The sequence below is a fragment of the Ignavigranum ruoffiae genome (genome assembly GCF_900110675.1).
Lineage (GTDB): Bacteria > Bacillota > Bacilli > Lactobacillales > Aerococcaceae > Ignavigranum > Ignavigranum ruoffiae.
Genome location: NZ_FOEN01000005.1, coordinates 1 through 19,676 on the forward strand (window position 1 = coordinate 1; position 19,676 = coordinate 19,676).

The 19,676-nt window shown below is 41.9% G+C and carries 14 protein-coding genes; 6 read left to right on the forward strand and 8 right to left on the reverse strand.

The window, feature by feature from the left end; translation table 11 throughout:
- The coding region (locus BMX34_RS04890) for a transposase (RefSeq protein ID WP_200793406.1) at positions 1-229 on the reverse strand (229 nt) is incomplete at its 3' end.
- 287 nt (positions 230-516) lie between these two features.
- On the opposite strand from BMX34_RS04890, the gene BMX34_RS04895 reads away from it, so the two are divergent.
- The 5 genes from BMX34_RS04895 to BMX34_RS04915 all read left to right on the forward strand — a co-directional run bounded on the left by BMX34_RS04895 (position 517) and on the right by BMX34_RS04915 (position 8,128).
- Complete coding sequence (locus BMX34_RS04895) at positions 517-966, forward strand: BlaI/MecI/CopY family transcriptional regulator (RefSeq protein ID WP_092571415.1); 450 nt, start codon at positions 517-519, stop codon at positions 964-966.
- Positions 967-997: 31 nt separating this feature from the next.
- Complete coding sequence (locus BMX34_RS04900; protein WP_092571418.1) at positions 998-3,484, forward strand: heavy metal translocating P-type ATPase; 2,487 nt, start codon at positions 998-1,000, stop codon at positions 3,482-3,484.
- 355 nt (positions 3,485-3,839) lie between these two features.
- Positions 3,840-4,325 carry a nucleoside 2-deoxyribosyltransferase gene (locus BMX34_RS04905; RefSeq protein WP_092571420.1) on the forward strand — a complete coding sequence of 162 codons (486 nt, stop codon included), beginning with the start codon at positions 3,840-3,842 and terminating at the stop codon, positions 4,323-4,325.
- An 11-nt stretch (positions 4,326-4,336) separates the two neighbouring features.
- Entirely contained in the window at positions 4,337-5,890 is a 1,554-nt protein-coding gene (locus BMX34_RS04910; protein ID WP_092571422.1) for a Ppx/GppA family phosphatase, read from the forward strand.
- Positions 5,891-5,911: 21 nt separating this feature from the next.
- The gene (locus BMX34_RS04915) at positions 5,912-8,128 is read left to right on the forward strand and encodes an RNA degradosome polyphosphate kinase (protein WP_092571424.1); all 2,217 of its coding nucleotides are present in this window, start codon (positions 5,912-5,914) and stop codon (positions 8,126-8,128) included.
- Positions 8,129-8,300: 172 nt separating this feature from the next.
- Here the strand turns inward: BMX34_RS04915 and BMX34_RS04920 are convergent, their stop codons facing one another.
- Positions 8,301-9,275: a GMP reductase gene (locus tag BMX34_RS04920; RefSeq protein ID WP_092571426.1), complete on the reverse strand. Its 975-nt coding sequence runs from the start codon at positions 9,273-9,275 to the stop codon at positions 8,301-8,303.
- Between the two features lie 27 nt (positions 9,276-9,302).
- Entirely contained in the window at positions 9,303-10,931 is a 1,629-nt protein-coding gene (locus tag BMX34_RS04925; RefSeq protein WP_092571428.1) for an ABC-F family ATP-binding cassette domain-containing protein, read from the reverse strand.
- Between the two features lie 347 nt (positions 10,932-11,278).
- On the opposite strand from BMX34_RS04925, the gene BMX34_RS04930 reads away from it, so the two are divergent.
- Entirely contained in the window at positions 11,279-12,448 is a 1,170-nt protein-coding gene (locus BMX34_RS04930) for an MFS transporter (protein ID WP_092571430.1), read from the forward strand.
- Between the two features lie 636 nt (positions 12,449-13,084).
- Here the strand turns inward: BMX34_RS04930 and BMX34_RS04935 are convergent.
- From BMX34_RS04935 to pyrF, 5 genes are all read right to left on the reverse strand, one after another.
- Positions 13,085-15,106 carry a DUF2079 domain-containing protein gene (locus BMX34_RS04935; protein ID WP_234971680.1) on the reverse strand — a complete coding sequence of 674 codons (2,022 nt, stop codon included), beginning with the start codon at positions 15,104-15,106 and terminating at the stop codon, positions 13,085-13,087.
- Between the two features lie 71 nt (positions 15,107-15,177).
- Complete coding sequence (locus BMX34_RS04940) at positions 15,178-16,581, reverse strand: basic amino acid/polyamine antiporter (RefSeq protein ID WP_092571435.1); 1,404 nt, start codon at positions 16,579-16,581, stop codon at positions 15,178-15,180.
- A gap of 137 nt (positions 16,582-16,718) precedes the next feature.
- The gene (locus BMX34_RS04945) at positions 16,719-17,966 is read right to left on the reverse strand and encodes an MFS transporter (protein ID WP_092571437.1); all 1,248 of its coding nucleotides are present in this window, start codon (positions 17,964-17,966) and stop codon (positions 16,719-16,721) included.
- A gap of 50 nt (positions 17,967-18,016) precedes the next feature.
- Positions 18,017-18,655: an orotate phosphoribosyltransferase gene (gene pyrE, locus BMX34_RS04950; protein ID WP_092571439.1), complete on the reverse strand. Its 639-nt coding sequence runs from the start codon at positions 18,653-18,655 to the stop codon at positions 18,017-18,019.
- Positions 18,648-19,385 (reverse strand): orotidine-5'-phosphate decarboxylase, encoded by a 738-nt coding sequence (gene pyrF, locus BMX34_RS04955; protein WP_092571441.1) that lies wholly within the window; start codon positions 19,383-19,385, stop codon positions 18,648-18,650. The genes pyrE and pyrF overlap by 8 nt, the downstream gene beginning before the upstream one ends.
- Between the last annotated feature and the right edge of the window lie 291 nt (positions 19,386-19,676).

Consider the following 19,676-nt stretch of genomic DNA (forward strand, 5'->3'; position numbering starts at 1 on the left):
CCAGTGTTCCTACCCGAGTAGTAAATTCTCGCTCATAATAGCCGTTTCTTTGACTTTGCCGACTTTTTGAACGTTCATACGCATCGGCTTGAATATATTCTGTTCGTTGATTTTCCATCAATTGGTTGAAAACAGTAGTTAAAATCTTTTTAGAAACATCATCATTAACTGATCGTTCAATAATGTTTTGAACCTCTTCGCTGTTCAGTGTAAAATGTACTTGGGTCATGTAAAGTCCTCATGGGTATGTTTTTGTGGTTAAAAACATTGTACCGTAAAAAGGGCTGCTACATGGCCTTTTGTCTTTTACACAATTATATGGACTTTATCCCAACTTGACTGATTCATTTAATAATATATTACTGACATTACAAAAAAGAATTTAGTATTGTATATAGGAAAATTTATCCTAAATCATGCTTATTGACTTTGTTCGATTACAGTTGTAAACTAACCATAGAGTTTACACTTGTAAATTTAAATTTTAAATCTAATAAATAATTTATTTTGGAGGTGATGAAAATGCATCCAGCAACCGAAATTTCGATGGCCGAGCTAGAAATTATGCGCATTATCTGGGCTCAAAGTCCGGTTTCCAGTCGAGAAATTATTGATATCGCCAGTCAAGTAAAAGATTGGAAAGAAGGCACGATTAAATCTTTGATTCATCGTTTATTGCAGAAAGAATTTATCGAACAAGATACCAGTCAACGGCCTTACTTGATCTCTGCTAAGATTTCTGCCGAAGAAGCGACTTGGTCCCGAATTGACGAAGAGTATGAGCAAGTCTGCGCCTGTGATCGGCAAGGTTTACTCCTTCATTTACTTAAACAAACAGAACTGAGTAAAGTCCATTGCCAAGAATTGATTCGTTTTTTAGAAGCTAAAGCCACCAAGGCACCTGAAAGCATTCGATGTCAGTGCCCACCTGGCCAATGTCGTTGTCATCATGCTCACGCCCACTAGCTCGATGTTACATAGAAAGGAAGTGACTCTGATGGAAAAAATTCGTTTTGATGTTGAAGGAATGCACTGCGCTTCCTGTGCCCAAACGATTGAAAGAGGTCTAAAGAAACAAGCAGGTGTTGAAGAGGCTTCCGTAAATCTATTAAGTGAGGAAGCCTGGGTCAGCTTTGATCCCCATCGTATTCAAGCCAAGGATTTACAAGACGTTGTTGATAATCTAGGTTATCAACTAATTCTCCCTCAAGCTCAACAAGATCAGGATCAAACAGCTACTCAAATCCAACACTATAATATAGAAGGAATGCATTGCGCTTCCTGCGCCCAAACCATCGAAAAAGCTGTCAACCAGCTGGATGAAGTCGATCAAGCTCAAGTCAATCTGGCCAATGAAACTTTAAGCGTTCATTGGAAAAATCAAGCCCAATCTCAACGAGTGGTCGACACCGTCGCCGATGCCGGTTATCAGGCTCAATTACAAGAAGATAATGTTCAATCCTATCAAAAAAAACGCCAACGTAAATTAGTCCAACAAGATCAAGAAAAACACAAACTCATCTGGATGACCCTTTTACTCATCCCGCTTGTCCTGATTGCCATGGGTCCCATGCTTGGTTTGAGCTTGCCAGCTTTTATTGATCCGATGCACTCGCCAAAAACCTATGCCCTCGTTCAAGCCATATTGACGACTGGCATTATGTTTATGGCCCGGCAAACGTTCACGATGGGACTCAAAGCTTTATTTAAAGGCCACCCTAATATGGATTCGCTAGTGGCCTTAGGTACATTGGCTGCCTACTTACAAGGCTTATTTACCACGGTTGGCCTGTGGCTGAATGACTCAGCTCAGTCAGAACATCCCGTCTTATATTTTGAATCTGCTGGCATGATTCTGGTCTTAATCGGCTTAGGTAACTATCTAGAAAATCGGGCCAAGCATAAGACCAGTCAAGCGATTGAATCGCTGATGGACTTGAGTCCACAGACTGCCCATCTAGTAAAAGGTCCCCAAGACATCGTTGATGTCCCCACTGAAAAACTTAAGGTAGGGGACCGAGTCTTAGTGAAACCTGGCGAAAGAATCCCGCTCGATGGTCGCATTGTCCAAGGGCAAAGTAGCGTCGACGAATCGATGTTAACAGGCGAAAGTTTACCCGTTGAAAAACAAACAGATGACAAAGTTACTGGTGGCTCTTTCAACCAATCTGGTTCTTTCCAATTTGAAGTGACGCGTGTCGGTCAAGATACCACCCTGGCGCAGATTATTCGCTTAGTTCAAGATGCCCAATCCACTAAGGCCCCTATCGCTCGTCTCGCTGATACAATTTCGGCTTATTTCGTTCCCATTGTCATGACTCTGGCTGTCTTAGCGGCGGGTTACTGGTATTTCCTAGGGGGCCAATCGCTGAATTTCGCACTCAATATTCTGATTAGTGTCCTCATTATCGCCTGTCCCTGTGCCCTAGGCCTAGCGACACCGACCGCCATGATGGTAGGTATTGGCAATGCAGCCAATAAAGGCATCCTTATTAAGAGCGGACAGGCCCTCGAACAGATTCAGCAAGCTGATGTCATCCTGCTTGATAAGACGGGAACCATCACCCAAGGTAAACCAAAAGTACAAGCTTTCCACATTGTCCCAGAATATCAAGACCAGGAAACAGAAATCTTAACCTGGATTGCTTCCGCGGAGAATCAGTCAGAACATCCATTGGCCCAAGCTATTGTCCAATTCGCCCATGATCAAGAACTTGACTTAAGTGAGATCGATCATTTCCAAGCCGAAACAGGTCAAGGTATTCAAGCTGAAGTTAAACACAATGTAATCTACATTGGTAAGCAGGATTATATTGCTCAACATGCCACCATTCCGCAAAGCTACTTAGACCAAGCCAATGAAGCGAGCCAGCAAGGATTAACCACAATTTATGTGGCTTTAGCAGAAAAATTTGTAGCCAGCCTTAATTTGGGTGATCAAATCAAAGAAACTTCACTGGCTGCCATTCAAGATTTGCAAGATCGCCATTTAGAATTAGTGATGTTAACGGGGGATAATCAACAAACGGCCGAAGCGATTGGTCAACAACTTCACCTCGATCGAGTCATTGCAAATGTTCTCCCTGCCGATAAGGCAAACGTTGTGAAAGACTTACAAGCTCAAGGCAAAAAAGTGCTAATGGTTGGTGATGGAATCAACGACTCTCCAGCCCTGGTTCAAGCCGACATTGGTCTCGCTATTGGTTCTGGCGCCGATATTGCGGTGGAAGCCGCTGATGTGATTCTGGTTCATAGTGATCTCGCCGATATTGTTGAAACTTTTAACTTGAGTCAAGCTACTATTCGCAATGTCAAACAAAACCTCTTTTGGGCGTTTATCTATAATATTATCGGTATTCCATTGGCGATGGGCTTCTTCTATGCTTTTGGGGGTCATCTGTTAAATCCAATGGTCGCCGCCGCAGCCATGAGTCTATCCTCAGTATCGGTTGTCCTCAATGCGCTAAGATTACGCCGGGCCTAAGTGAATCTACTAGGTCGCTCAAAGCCTGAGTCCAATTAATATTTTCTCTAATGGTATTGAAGGGCCAAAGACGGCCTTTCAACAAAAGATCATAATTTTAATAAAATGAATCCTTGTTCTAGTGGCAAAGATTGCTCAATTGATAATTTTTTCAATAAAGCAATCTACAAGTCGCACTCGATAACGGTGTGATTTAGCTTAGAATGGGGATTCTTTTTTATATGTATGAGGATAATGTCTGCTGAGCAAGAAGGCGGATATTCGGCTGAATCCTTTGGCAATTGCTCGCTTAGGTGTTGAGTCCCTAGGAGCCAATGGTTATAATACAAGTAGATTAGTGATGAAGGAGTGCCCTATGACTAAAATCTATTTTGCCAGTCCCTTATTTAGTGAAGGTGAATTGGCTTATAACCGATATGTTAAAGATTTAATTTTACAACATTATCCTCAACTTCAGGTTCACCTACCGCAAGAAGTTGAATCGATTAACGATAAACAAGCCTATGCTGATTCTGTCATGATTGCCCAAGCTGATACCCAAGCGGTCTTAGATAGTGACTTAGTGATTGCTGTCTTAGATGGCTTAGTGATCGATCCTGGCGTGGCCTCAGAGATTGGAATTGCCTTCCAAGCAGGTATTCCAATTATTGGATTGTATACAGACTCTCGTCAACAAGGTGCTGAACATCCGCAGAAGATTGCTGCCCTGAAAGAACTTGCCGAGTCCCAATTCTCCTATATTAATCTTTATACGGTAGGACTCATCAAACAAAAAGGGCAAATTGTTGGTTCCAGCCAAGCACTCATTGATGTCTTAGCTGATTATATTAACCAGTCTTAGAAAGGGATGCCATGCACACAGAAAGACTCGCTATTATTGATATAGGTTCCAATACCATCCGTCTGGTAATTTACGGAATCAACCGTTACTTTGATATTGAAGAACTCCACAATGTAAAAACACCAGCCCGTTTGGCCGAATTCCTCCATGAGAAAAAAGGCCAGACGATTCTCGACCAAGCTGGCATTGACCGGGTTATTATGACCTTGAATAGCTTTAAACAAGTGATGCGCCGTTTCCAAGTGGATACGGTCAAAGCCATGGCTACCGCAGCCATTCGTCAATCCAGCAACCAAAAAGAAATTCTTGCAGCGATTGATCAAGCCACCGGCATCCAGGTTGAACTGTTAAGTGAACAACAAGAAGCTGAATATGGTCAATACGCAGTAAACTATACTATGAATGTCCACGATGCGATTACCATTGATATGGGCGGGGCGAGTACCGAAGTGACGCTCTTTAAAGATAAAGAGATGGTTGCTTACCATAGTTTCCCCTTCGGGACCGTTAGCCTGAAAGATCGCTTCTTTAACGGCAAAAGTCACAATGACCGTAAAGCCATTGATAAGACCAGCGCCTTCTTAAAAGATGCTTTCAAGAGTCTTCCTTGGTTAAAGAAAAGTAAGTTACCTCTGATTGCTATCGGAGGTTCAGCCCGGAACGTGGCCAATGTCCACCAGCGGATGACGGCTTACCCGATGGCCGGTCTTCATGGCTATCCAATGACCAACGACAACTTATTAACCACTTTGAATTTATTCCTGGAGACCGAAGCAGAGAATCTTTCTGATATCGATGGACTCTCTAATGACCGGGTCGATATCATCGTTCCAGCTAATCTGGCTTTCCTCGAGTCAATGAATGTCATCAAAGCCCCTGAAATGTTAATTTCAAGTCAAGGGATCCGAGAGGGGATTATCCTTTACCATATTAATACCACCTACAATATGCCACTCGATAATCAACAGATTCGCGTACGCACGGTCCAACAACTGATGCGCAATCTGCCGATGAATGATTTCGGCGCCTACTTAAGGGTTGATTTTACCATTAATCTCTATCTACAAGCTTGTCGTCTAGGTATCTTTGAATACGATTATGAACAACATGTCGAATTAGAATTCGCAGCTTATCTCTATCGAGTCGGAGCTTTCATTAGTAGTGAAGCCGATTCTCACCACACTTTCTACTTAATTTCCAATATGAATCTGCTCGGATTTACCCATAAACGTCGCTTACGTCTTGCTCTCTTAGCTAGTTATAAGAACCGTTCTTTACTCATGCAATTCTTAGAAGATTTCGCTGATTGGTTAAGTCTAGAAGAAGTTGATCTAATGATTGCCATGGGGGGCTTAATTAAATTCGCTGCTGCCTTAAATGATTCGAAGACCAACCCAATTAATCAACTGAAACTTGAACGGATTAAGGATGACCAACTTGAACTTAAGATCTATCATGATCGTCCAGTCTTAGCAGAACAGTACCGAACCCAACGTCACAAGAAGCATATTGAACGTAGTCTCAATGCCCAGGTCGCTCTTAATTTTATTCAACAACAACCATAATAAAAATAAAGGAGTATCAGCATGAACGCGGATAATTTAACCGAACAAATCGAAGAACCTAACCTTAATCAGTCTTTGGAAGAAGCTTTTGAAGATCCTAGTCTTTATTTTAATCGTGAACTTTCCTGGTTAGACTTTAATTATCGTGTGATTGAAGAGGCCTTAGATCCAGAAAATCCGATTCTGGAACAATTGAATTTCTTAGCGATCGCTAGCTCCAACTTGGACGAATTCTTCATGGTGCGTGTCGCTGGAGTTTATGACCAATTAGCCGCCGGCATAGAATTAGCAGAAACTAAGACCATGATGTCCCCTGACCAACTACTCAGCGCCATCTCTGAGAAAAATCACGAGAACGTCCGCATTCAATACGAACGATATCATGAACTCAAGGAGAAAATCATTCCCTTAGGTTATGAAATCAAATCTATGAAACAACTGACAGCAGATGAGATGGCTGAAGCAACCCTTTACTTTAAGAACTTCGTCCAACCCACCCTTTCACCTTTAGGAGTCGATGCTTACCGGCCATTCCCTCATTTAAATAACAAGGTGATTAATATTCTGGTGAACTTGACCGAATCACGGACGAGTAAGAAAGGCAATATTAAGACAACGGATCGTTATGCAATTGTGCCCATTCCAGCTTTATTAGGTCATTATAAAGTCTTCCAGATTGGATCAACCAAGACCGTCGTATTGATTGAAGATTTGATTATTCATTTCCTTGATGTGCTCTTCGATGGCATGACTATTAATTATGCCTATCCTTTCCGTATTACCCGAAATGCTGATTTCGATATTATTGAAGACGATGCAGCCGACTTATTAATTCTGATTGAAGATTATATTAAACAACGGAAGAATGGTCGAGCTATCCGCATTGAGATTGATACTAGTTATCTACCAGAAGAACGCAAAGTCGCTGGTAATTATCTGAAAGAAACACTGGAAGTCGAAGATCGGGCCATGTATCTGATTAATGGGCCGCTCGATTTAACCTTCCTCTTTGGTCTGCATGATCTGATTGGCGAAGACCATCCAGAAGAACTTTATCCGCCGTTTACCCCTTATCTGAATCCGAATCATCTTGGTGAGAAACTTTATCAAGAAATTGCCAAGCATGATGTCTTTATTCATCCACCTTATATGTCATTCGATCCGGTGGTTTCTTTCGTCCAACATGCTGCCGAAGATCCTCAAACGGTATCTATTAAACAAACCTTGTATCGCGTATCCAAAAATTCGCCAATTATTGCTGCCTTAAAGAAAGCAGCTGACAATGGTAAAGAAGTTACCGTCTTGGTCGAATTAAAGGCTCGTTTTGATGAATCTAATAACGTCTATTGGGCACGGGAATTGGAAGAAGCAGGCTGTCACGTTCTCTATGGCGTCTCTGAATTAAAGACCCACAGCAAAATTACCATGGTAATCCGCAAGGAAGGCAACCAAATTCGTCGTTATGTCCACTTAGGAACTGGGAATTATAATGACAAGACGGCCAAAATCTATACCGATATGGGCGTCTTCACCGCCAATCCGCAAATTGGTGACGATGCTACTAAATTCTTTAATTATCTGAGTGGTTATACCGACAGACCTCATTATACCCATTTACATGTGAGTCCTTTCGCCATTCGTGATTCATTGATGGACTTTATCGAAGAAGAAATTGACTTCCATAAAGCTTATCAGAACGGTCGCATTGTTGCTAAGATGAACTCACTAACCGATAAACCATTAATTAAGAAACTCTATCAAGCCAGTCAAGCCGGGGTGAAAGTCGAACTGATTGTACGGGGAATTTGTTGCTTGAAGCCAGGGATTCCAGGCATCTCCGAAAATATTCAAGTCCGCAGTATTGTCGGCCGCTTCCTTGAACATCCGCGGATCTATTACTTTAACCGGAATAATGAAGGTCACTTGTTCTTGTCCTCAGCGGATATGATGACTCGAAACATGGTGAACCGGGTCGAAATCGAATTCCCAATTCTCGACGAGAAGATTAAACGACAAATCATTGAAATTCTTGATGCTCAATTGAATGATACTATGAAGGCTCGCGAATTACAGATGACAGGCGAATACATCCGTCCAGATCGGACTAAAGTTCAGCTAAATAGTCACGATAAGATGATGGAATACGCTAACCAAATGCAAGCCGAACTTAATAAAACCCAAGAGAAAAAACAAGAAAAGAAATCTTGGTTTGATCGGATTCTTCGTCGTTTCCGCTAATTGAGATTCATCCCAAATAAATAAGACCTAGGATCGAGCAATCATTGCTTGAACTTAGGTCTTATTTACTTTAGCTAGATAGGGAAAAACCTAAATCATTATGATTTCGACAAAAAAACGAGCAGAGCTTAGTCTAACGACCAAACTCCACTCGAAATATTAGTTTTAATGCTTAATAATCCCCATTGAAGATTGAATTACGGACGATGACATAATCTACTTTGCGTAAATCAGCCAATTTATTCCCACCAGCATAGGAAATTGATGATTGTAAGTCTTGTTGCATCTCAATCAAGGTATCAGCTAGATGACCTCGTGTTGGAATTAACTCAATCTTACCTTCAACGTTCTTGCGGGTTCCTTTTTGATATTCGGAAGCTGAACCAAAGTATTCTTTAAAGAGTTGTCCGTCCACTTCACGAGAGCTCCCTGGACTTTCAATATGGGCAGCCAGCAGAGAACCAATCATGACCATCGTAGCGCCAAAACGAATGGACTTAGCAATGTCCCCATGTTGACGGATCCCCCCATCACAGATAATTGGCTTACTTGCTGATTTAGCACAATTTCTAATGGCAGCCAATTGCCAACCCGCTGTACCAAAGCCGGTCTTTAACTTGGTAATACATACGCGACCTGGGCCAACCCCCACCTTAGTGGCATCGGCTCCGGCATATTCTAAGTCGCGCACGGCTTCTGGCGTAGCCACATTTCCTGCAATCAGGAAACTTTCTGGCAGATATTCTTTAATGAAGCGAATCATATCCATCACATCTTCAGAATGACCGTGGGCCACATCGATGGTGATATATTCGGGGATAATCTTCTCATCGGCCAGTTCACGAACGAAATCAAATTCATGGGGTTTAATCCCAATTGAGATGGAGGCAAATAGACCCTTGTCGTGCATCTTTTGGATAAATGGTTTGCGCGCTGCTTCATCAAAGCGATGCATAATGTAGAAATAGTCATTCTCAGCAAACCAGACCGCTAATTCTTCATTAATCACTGTTTGCATGTTGGCTGGCACCACCGGAATTTTGAATGTCCGTGGACCAAATTTAACGCGGGTATCACATTCAGACCGCGAATGAACAATACATTTGTTGGGAATCAGTTGGACGTTCTCATAATCGAATAGTTCCATTATTTATAAAACTCCTTTAAATCATCCTTAACCTTCATATAATTGGTTAAGTCTGTCTTGAATTTCTGGATTATTAACATAATCTTCGTACTTAGTATTAATGTGATCGAAGGCTCCTTTAGGGGTTAATTCAATGACCCGATTACAGGTCGTATTCAGAACTTCATAGTCGTGTGAAGCCATGAGGATGGCACCTTTGAATTTAATCAGCCCTTCGTTCAATGAAGTAATCGACTCCAAATCTAAGTGATTGGTTGGTTGATCTAAAATTAAAACATTAGCCTTAGATAACATCATCTTGGAAAGAATGGTCCGGACCTTCTCGCCCCCAGAGAGAACCTGAACGGACTTCTTGACATCATCCCCTGAGAAGAGCATGCGTCCCAAGAAGGACCGCAAGAAAGTTTGATCCTGTTCCTCTTTACTAGCGAATTGGGCTAACCAATCGACAATCGATAAAGAACTGTCGCCAAATTCATCGCTAGCATTACGAGGTAAGTAGGTTTGTTTGGTCGTAACCCCCCACTCGAAACTACCCTGATCCGCTTCCATCCGCCCCATTAAGATATCAAACAACGCAGACATGGCTAAATCATTGCGACTTAGAAAGGCTACCTTATCTGTTCTCTGTAAGGTAAAGGTTAAATTATCGAATAGTTTAACCCCGTCGATGGTCTTGGACAGACCTTCAACACGCAAAAGGTCATTACCTATCTCGCGCTCGGGTTCAAAGCCAACATATGGGTAACGTCGGGAAGAAGGTTGAATATCGTCTAAAGTAATCTTGTCTAATAATTTCTTTCTCGAAGTTGCTTGTTTAGATTTCGAAGCATTGGCCGAGAATCGAGCAATAAAGGCTTGTAATTCTTTAATCTTTTCTTCTTTCTTCGCATTTTGATCGGCAGCCATCTTCGCAGCCAGTTGACTGGATTGTAACCAAAAATCATAGTTACCGACAAAGAGTTTGATTTTACCAAAATCAACGTCAGCCATATGGGTACATACTGTATTTAGGAAATGGCGGTCGTGAGAAACTACAATCACGGTATTGGGGAAGTTCAAGATAAAGTCACTCAACCAAGATACCGCCCGTGCATCCAACCCATTGGTCGGCTCATCTAGCAGAAGATTATCGGGCTTACCGAATAGAGCCTGAGCTAATAGGACCTTGATCTTGTCTGCTTCACCTAATTCACGCATATATTGATCATGCATGGAAGTCGGAATTCCTAAACCTTGTAGCATATCTGAGGCCTCAGCTTCAGCTTCCCAGCCCCCCATTTCAGCGAATTTAGCTTCTAATTCACCGGCACGTAGCCCATCTTCTTCGGAGAAATCCTCTTTAAGATAAATGGCATCCTTCTCTTTCATGACATTATATAATTCTTTATGTCCCATCATGACTGTCTCTAAGACTTTTGAATCTTCAAAACCATAGTGATCCTGGCTCAATACAGCGAGGCGTTCATTTGGATCCATCGTGACGGTTCCCGTTGTCGGTGTCACATCACCGGATAAAATTTTTAGAAAAGTTGATTTCCCTGCCCCATTAGCGCCAATGACACCGTAACAATTTCCAGGCGAGAAGGTGATATTTACATCATCAAAAAGCTTGCGATCTGAAAATTGTAAGCTGATGTTGGATACATTTATCATGGAGGTCCTCCCTTTAGTTTCTTTTTTACACCAACAGATATCATAGCATAAAATCAATAAGAATACAGTAAAATGTCTCAATAAGTCTGGTCAAGTTCTTCTATAATATCCTCAATCAAGAGGCAATCTTGACAAGAAACAAGCCTAACTTTTCTGCCAAGAAATGTCAACATAATAAATCAATGTGGAGGGTTGAACAAAAATGATTATGGATACGATGACCAATATGAGGCTTTGACGGATAAATAAAAACAGATTAATAATTTGCTAAGTTGAAAGTGGACTCGTCACTTCACTGAGAACGTGCTACAATAGGACAGATTAAGCAAATTGAAGGAGAATCAGCCATGCCAATCAGTCAACGACGAAAAACAATGATGACACTATTTTGTGTTATGTTCTTGGCCTCGGTCACCGAGAATATCAAGGGGATTATTATTCCCCAACTGCGGGCTAGATTCTGGCTCAGTGCGACTGATATTTCTTACATGCTTACGAGTGCCAGTGTTGCCTATATTATGGCTACTTTCTTCGCCGGTAATCTTGTCAATCGCTGGGGTCAGCGCCGGATTGAAATACTCGCCCTATGGCTTATGCTCATTTCTTGCCTGGAAATGGCCTGGGCACCAGACTTTCTGTTCTTTATTATTGGCATGGTCTTACTTAATATCGGCCTGGCATTAAATGGTGTGATTCTAAATAGTGCCATCCCCCTCTTAGCTATAGAATCCAAAAGTAAAACGGTCAACCGTCTGCACTTCATGTATGGATTAGGAGCAACCTTGGGCCAAAGTTTTGCTGCCTTGGCCTTAGGCCAGGGATTTCACTACCCACAGATTTTCATCAGTCTAGCTCTCCCTCTAATCATCTTATCGCTGGCCAGTCGCAAGGCTCAATATCCTCAAGTGGCCTTACCCGAATTGGATGACCCTCAGCTAAGTTCTCATCCTTATCGTGATCCACGCTTTTATTTACTGACCCTGGCCATGGGCTTGTATATTTTCGCTGAAATAGGTTTAGGCAATTGGTTGGTCGATTATCTGCATGTGACTCAGAATATGGCCGAAAGTCAAGCTGGACAATATATTTCCCTTTTCTTTCTGGCTTTAGCCTTAGGCCGTTTCTTTGGCGGACCATTGGTGGACCGGCTAGGCGCTTTTCCTAGTTTAATTATCGCTTGCGTGAGTGGAGCTAGTTGCGTGATTCTTGGCTTAATGATTGGTGGCCCGGCTTATTATCTGATTAGCTTGGCAGGCCTATGCTATTCTATTGTCTTTCCGACCGCTGTCGTCCTCATATCAGAAATTTTCCACCATGATATTGCTAAGATTACCGGGCAGATACTGACCTTTAATTCTTTAGGTTCGATGATTTACAATCAAGCGGTAGGTTGGACCACTGACCACTGGGGCTTCCAACGTTCAATCTACTTAATGCCGATAGCGGCCCTGCTCTCAGCTTTGCTCTTCTACCTCCTTTGGCAAGGACAGCGAAAAATTGCAGCCCGAGCGAGATAATCATCAATCAATGATTGAATCAATGATTGACTTCACGACTCCAAATAGAAATCACTCAATATTTTATAAGAACTTCATAAATATAGTAGCTTGTTTAACACCTGATCTCTAGAATGAAGTAAACAAATGTATTTAAAAATCCGAACCTAACTCTTCATCAAGACTAGGTTCGGATTGGTTTAATTTGCACTTAACTTTTCTTCACAAAAATATTCTATCATCCTTAGCTCTGTCAGGGCTATTCAACCCAGCAGATCAGCATACTTTACTCACATCAGTCCCTTGAAGCCTCTGGCTTTGGGGGAAGTGAGGCCTAAAGTAAGTCTGGAGCTTATCTGAATAAGCGGAAGACGATACCCAATCGGTTAAAATATAGTTAAGAAAATACAAAAACTTAATGGCTGGTATGGCCTGGTCATCGTTACCAATGACTTTTAGTATGAAACAACAAAAAAATATTCCGAATCTAGAATACTAGCAAGATTGAAGAAGATCCTCGTAGCTTACAATGACTTTGCGACTGGTCGCTTAGTCATTGTCTAGTGGATCTAGTCCGGAAAAGCCTTTGCTTTGAAGGACGGTCTCTTGCCCGTATTCTAGATTCGGAATATTTTGTTTAAACTCAGAGTTTTCTATTTAAGATGGCTTCTGATAAATCAACACCCGCTCACTGGATAAAGGGCTCAGTGTATATCCAGCCGCTAAATATTTACGAATAACCTCTGATTCTTTCTTATCAGTCTGTAAAAGCTGCCGCGGAAAGACTAACAAATCGATCTCCTCATCCACTTCTCCTTGCTGATGGTAAAAAATATCATATAAATAAGAAGCCTGACTTAAATGCGTTGTGTAATGACTATAGGCCAGTATTTTCTTGTCCGTATCCACCCGTTTCAAATCCTCAATCACCACTTGATGGTTGGCTCGGTTATCTTGATAAGCCGCATAATGGTCACGCAGACCCTGACTGCCTTGAAACCAAAGAGCCAAAGAAGCAAACAGCGCAACCAAGGTCAAGGTCCAGGCTTTCGCTGATTTAGAACGTTGATACATCTGGGCTAAGGATCGCACGCTTAAGAATAATAGTAAGCTAGTCGACCCGTAATGATATTGGAAACCAGGATCTACTTGATAAGGATAATCACTCAATAAATTAATCCCAATCAAAGGAAGCCAGAGGAAATAACTATGCCAATCGCGTTGAATGATTGGTAGGAATGCCTGACTCAATAAAATTAGTAAGAGATAGGTCAATTTTTCCTGGCTAAACAAAGAAGCCAAAGTATAAGCAGGGTTCAGCAAGATATTCTTGATGACTGCGAACAATCCATTCTCGCCAGCCAGCATATAATTAGAGAAACGACTGACCATCGGCCCATCGCCATAATGGGCTAGATAATACAGGCAGGCTGTAAAGTAAATTAGCGGAAATAGAATTTGTCCTAAGAAGAGCCATTTGACTTTGGTCCAGCGCCCTTTTTGGCCTTCCTCCCAAGCAAAATACAAACCTATTGCCAGCACATAGAGCATGGCATCTTCTTTAATGAGTAAGCAGACGATCGTGGCCACAAAGGCCCAGCCCGGTCTACCTTCTAATAATAAAGCCATTAACCAAAACAAAACCGGCGGTAGAAAGCAGTTCTCATGAAAGCCATAGCTATGCCCACTGGTTAAGAAAGGCGCAAATAAGAGTAATAAAGGCAATAATACTTGGGCTAGCGGGGGCAAACTTAATTTATTTACAATCCGTTTAAAGGGTATCAGGGCTGAGAAAGTCACTAAGACTTGTAACCACTCTAAGGTCGCGGGACTTGGCCATAACTTATAAATTGGCAGTAAAAGATAGTAAATCGGTGAAATATGCACGGAAAAATGACTGAGCCAACGATCCCGTTCTAAAGTCGTAACTGGACCTAGACCCTTAGCCATATTGGCATACATCTGACTAAATATTCCCTTATCGAAGCTGCCAAAACTCAGCGAACCCTCTTTACTGACTAGCCAAATGCTCACCGTAACTACCACTAGGCTTATTATCAGAAAAGTGACCAGACGAATTAGCTTTAGTCTAGCGGGTTGGTTTAGCTGATGCTCCAGGCCCTTCTTATTGCGCAGTAACAGATATGAAAGCCCAGCAAAGATCATTAGGATTACGGCCAGCTTGAAAATAAAGGCCAGCCTTGGCTCACTAGCCTCTAAGGAAAATTTATCTAACTGACCCTGATCAACTTGAAATGCTAGGTAAATCAGGCGAAAACCTACTCCACCTATACCAAGAGAGAGGGCTTGATTAGAAGCTTGACGAAGATTTGGCTGGTGGGCTAAGACTATCGATAATATCAATATTAAACCCAACTGAATCAGGATAGCCTGCGTCAAAAATGAAAGGCTCAAGACGTATATTATGATTAAAATTTTAAAGACCGACTCCTGAGAATAGGCTTTTATTTTATGGAGGATTAGCAAACCAACGGTGATCAACAGATAAAATAAAAGGAACATACTAACATTTCCTTGAGGATTTAAAGCCAGAAAACTCACTGAAGCTGGCTGAATTATCAGAGCCAATAGTTGGAAGATTAAATAGGCATTGAACCAGAGATACAATGAAGTAGAGGGCCAGTAGTCTCGACAGAATGAGACGAACTTCATCCACACTTGACGCAAACCAACATGCTCCTTTCTTAACATTAAATTAGCAAACCTAGACCTATTTACGAGCTTCAACGCTATATCAATTGGGCCAAACTATAGCAAAAACCTAAAAGCAGAATGATAAAAATGATCCATTCGTAATTTTTAAACACTTTGCGACCCTTCTGCCATTGCAACCCCATATAAAGCAGACTACCAGGAAATAGTAATAATACGCTTAAGATCAAATAGGTCCGCCCAGAAGCATAGATCAACCAAATCATATAAATGCTGGCTACCCAGGCAATCAAGGAGCTCGTCTTGGTTTGACTGCTAGCTTCAGTCTGTTTTGCATTCAATTTGACCAAATACAAAGCCATACACGTATAAGAAAATAAAATTGAGGCTGAAGATAACTTGGTTAAATTTGAATAAGCATTGGGAATCAACAAGAAGCTGAGGAAAAGTAGTTGAATTAAGCCATTAGATACCGTCAATGACCGCATCGATATCAAGCGCTGATTGCGTTGATCAAAATAAGCTGGGAAGAGTCCCAAATGGGCTGCCTGATAAACCACTTCTTCATTCAACAAAGTAGAAGAGAACCAAGCACCAAAAATTGAAAAAATTACACCAATATTTACAAAGATAGCCCCTGGACGTCCAATCAAGGCTTCCATCAAATAGGCCAATGAGGGATTAGGCAATTGAACAATTTCTTCCCGACTCAAAATACCAAAAGACAAAATAGTAACCGCGGCATAAATCAAGGTTACCGAACAAAAAGCTAACACCGTCGCTGTTCCGACCTGTCTTTGGTCTTGCGCTTTCCCTGAAAAAGCGACGGCACTCTCTAAACCGATAAAAGAAAAGACTGACACTAACATGGTTTCCTTAACCTGTTGACTGAGCGAACCCAACTGGATATTCTGATCCAGCTGACCCCAAAAATCAACTTGAAATAAATCGAAACGAAAAGCAGTCAAAGCCAAAATTAAAAAGACGATGATCGGAGCCAGTTTGGCCAACAAAATAATGGCATTGACTAATTCTGCCTGACGCACACCTCGAGAAATCAAGCCATGAATCAACCATAACAGCAAGGAAGCGCCGAGAAAAGAATATAGATTCTGACCATCCTCAAAATAAGGAAAGAAATACGATAAGGCCGAGAAAATTAGTGTACCGTAGGCTGCATTCTTAATCAAAGAAGAAATCCAATAGCCCCAAGCTGAATTAAAGCCAATATATTCACCGAAACCAGCTCGAGCATAATTAAAGATTCCTGATTCTAAATCGGGTCGACGACGGCTGACTTCCTGCATAGCTAAAGCTAAACAGCCCATGCCAACGCCAGTAATCAACCAGCCAATCATCACTCCGGCTTGTGAGGCCACTGAGGCCATCTCTTTACTTAGGTTAAAGATTCCTGAGCCAATAATGGTGGTGATAATCAAACCCATAAGGCTCCAAAAACCCATTTTATTATCTTGATTCATCGCTTACCTTCCTCAAACAATTAATGCATTCATTATGGGTCATAGAATTCCCCCCTGTCAATCCTTTTATAAGAAAAAAATTAGAGAGTCGAAAGCTCGACTCCCTACAGAACATTTGATTCACTTGTCTTTCAAACTTAAATCTCCGCTAAAGCAGATCCCTCTACCCCATCATAATGTATCAAGGCTTGGTAGCGATCCTTTTGTAAGTTAGGAATAGTTAGCATGACCACAAAGGAAACAAGATATAAACTCGCTAAGAAGACCATGACCATCCCCGTTGAATAGTGATCCAAGATCATACCGATAATTACTGAGGAGAAACCACCTACGGCTCGGCCAACATTCAAGATCACATTGTTAGCAATTGAGTGAATTCGCCCAGCATACAAACGACTGGTCATCGCGCCATAACCAGAGAACATACCATTGACGAAGAAACCAACAATCATACCGCCCAGTAACATGGTCGTGGCTGAATTAGCAAATTGGAAAAGAAAGACCGATCCGGCAGACATTAATAAGAAGATCCCATAAGCTAGTCTTGGTCCAAGTTTATCAAGAATTTGACCGAAGACTAACATGCCCAAACACATTCCAATAATAGTGGCAATCATCCATGTTGATGAATTCTTAATCGAGATATTTAAGGACTCTTGCATAATCGTTGGCAGCCAGTTCATCATACCGAAATAACCGGCAATTTGTACAGTCGTCATCAACATCAGGGCGAGTGTCTGGTAAGCTAAGGTTGGACTGGCAAAGAGTTCAGCAATACTTGGTTTCACGGTGACGTCTTTGGCCACTCGGTGATTAGATACCTTATCAGCATCAATGGCGAAGTGCATGTAAGCCACTAAGACAAGCGGCAGTAGTCCCATTAAGAATAGACCGCGCCAGCCAAAGACCGGAGCCACAAATGCAGCTAAGATCGCTGAAGCAATCGAACCGACTTGGCCCGCAATGCCATTAAAGGCTGAAATCCGGCCCATTCTTTCGGGTGGTACAATGCCAGCCATGATGGCAATGGCCACACCGTATTCACCACCGACGCCTACCCCGGCTAAGAAGCGCATCAGATAGAGATAAGAAATATTAGGCGTGAAGAAAATTAAGGCTGTAGCGATTGAGAAAATAGCAATGGTCCATTTGAAAACCCGATATTTATTATAACGGTCGGCCAATACACCAAAAATTAATCCGCCGGCCAACATACCAAAGTTGGTAAAGGTGGCAATCCAGCCCCCTTGCGTTTGGCTAATCCCTAATTGAGCAACAATCGATGACATTGAGAAAGCTAAAAACATGACATTTAAATCATCTAGTCCTGATCCAACAATCGCAGTAATCAGGGCTCGTCGGTCATTTTTGTTTATTTTTTCCATTTTTATTCTCCTTAATGAATGCTCTCGGCATTCTTTATTAATATTAATTTTTAAGCGTGTTTGTCTGACCAAGCTTGAGGGTCTTGATACCATTCGTTGAGCGAATCATAATAGGCTTTAATTTCAGCATCTTGACTCGCTACTTGTAACAAGGTTGAATAATCGGTTAAGGAATGTAAACTTAAGTCTGCTTCAGCAAAAGCCTGATAGCCTCGTTTCAATTGATAATTAAAAATTGACATCACGCCAAGCACTTGACCACCTGCTTGACGAATCTGTTGAGCCGCATTTAAGACCGAACGCCCGGTAGAAACCAAATCTTCAATTAAGACAACCTTGGCGCCAGGATCCAATCGACCTTCGATGGCTTGGCCCTTGCCATGGTCTTTGGCCGAAGATCTGACATAAATCATCGGTAAATCCATTTCTGCAGCAACAAAAGCGGCATGAGGAATGCCCGCCGTAGCAGTCCCAGCAATCACTTCGACTTCTGGGTAATGGGTTTGAATCGCTTGGGCTAAGAGATGTTCAATTTCTTGACGTTCCTTAGGATAAGACATAATGAGACGATTATCGGTATAAATCGGCGAACGTAAGCCAGACGCCCAGGTATAAGGCTCTTGTGGTTTCAAACAAACAGCTTCGATCGTCATTAAAATTTCAGCAGCTCGCTGGGCGCTATTATTCATGCAATCTTCCTTTCTCCTTTAATCCTTCTTGCCAACTTTGACAGATTTTACGATAAGCTGCGACGGGATCGTCAGCTTGAGTGATTGGCCGACCAACGACAATATAATCACAACCGTTTAGGGCTGCTTCATAAGGCGTCGCCACCCGCTGTTGATCATCGTCGGCTCCTTTTTCCAGACGAATCCCTGGAGTCACTGTAAGAAAGTCTTGACCCAGTTGTTCCTTAATCGCCTTGGCTTCTAGTGGCGAACAAACGACCCCATCTAAACCTGCAGCTTGGGTAAGCTCGGCAAGATGACGCACAGATTCTTCCATACTAACTGAAACTTGTTGTTCGTTGGCTAATTGATCGGCACTGGTCGAAGTCAGTTGGGTCACCGCTAAGAGTACGGGACGCTTTTTGCCTGCAGGGGTGCCTTTGCCTAAGCCTTTATGGGCCGCTTCCATCATCGCTTTGCCGCCTAGAGCGTGGACATTGACCATGGCCACCCCTTGTTTCGCCAGGGTCTTCATCGCCCATTTGACAGTATTAGGGATATCATGGAGCTTCAAGTCTAAGAAAATATCATGGCCTCGCTCTTGTAACTTCTCAATCATGGTTAAACCTGTGGTATAATATAACTCCATGCCAATCTTTACATTTAAAGCTTCTGAGAATTGATCTAAGAAATGCTCAAGTTGATCTAACTCTTGAAAATCCAGGGCAATTATTGGTTTCTTTGCGTCCATGCTTCATCTCCTTTATAAATTTATACAAAAAAAGATCCGCCTAAACGTGCGGATCCCTTGAAGTGCCTCAAATAATTATGGTTCCTGTGCCTTTGCCCAGGAAAAATATCATTTATGGTAACTTTCATGTTTCTCGAACACGTTTAAAGATAGCTCATAACTGACAATATTATACAGACTTGTAACTCACTTGTCAAAAATGTTTTTCCATTTCACCCAATTTCTTAGCCAGAATGATCGTTTTTTTGCTTTCGCTGTCGAAAAAATTACCAGGCCTATTTCACTTATTCG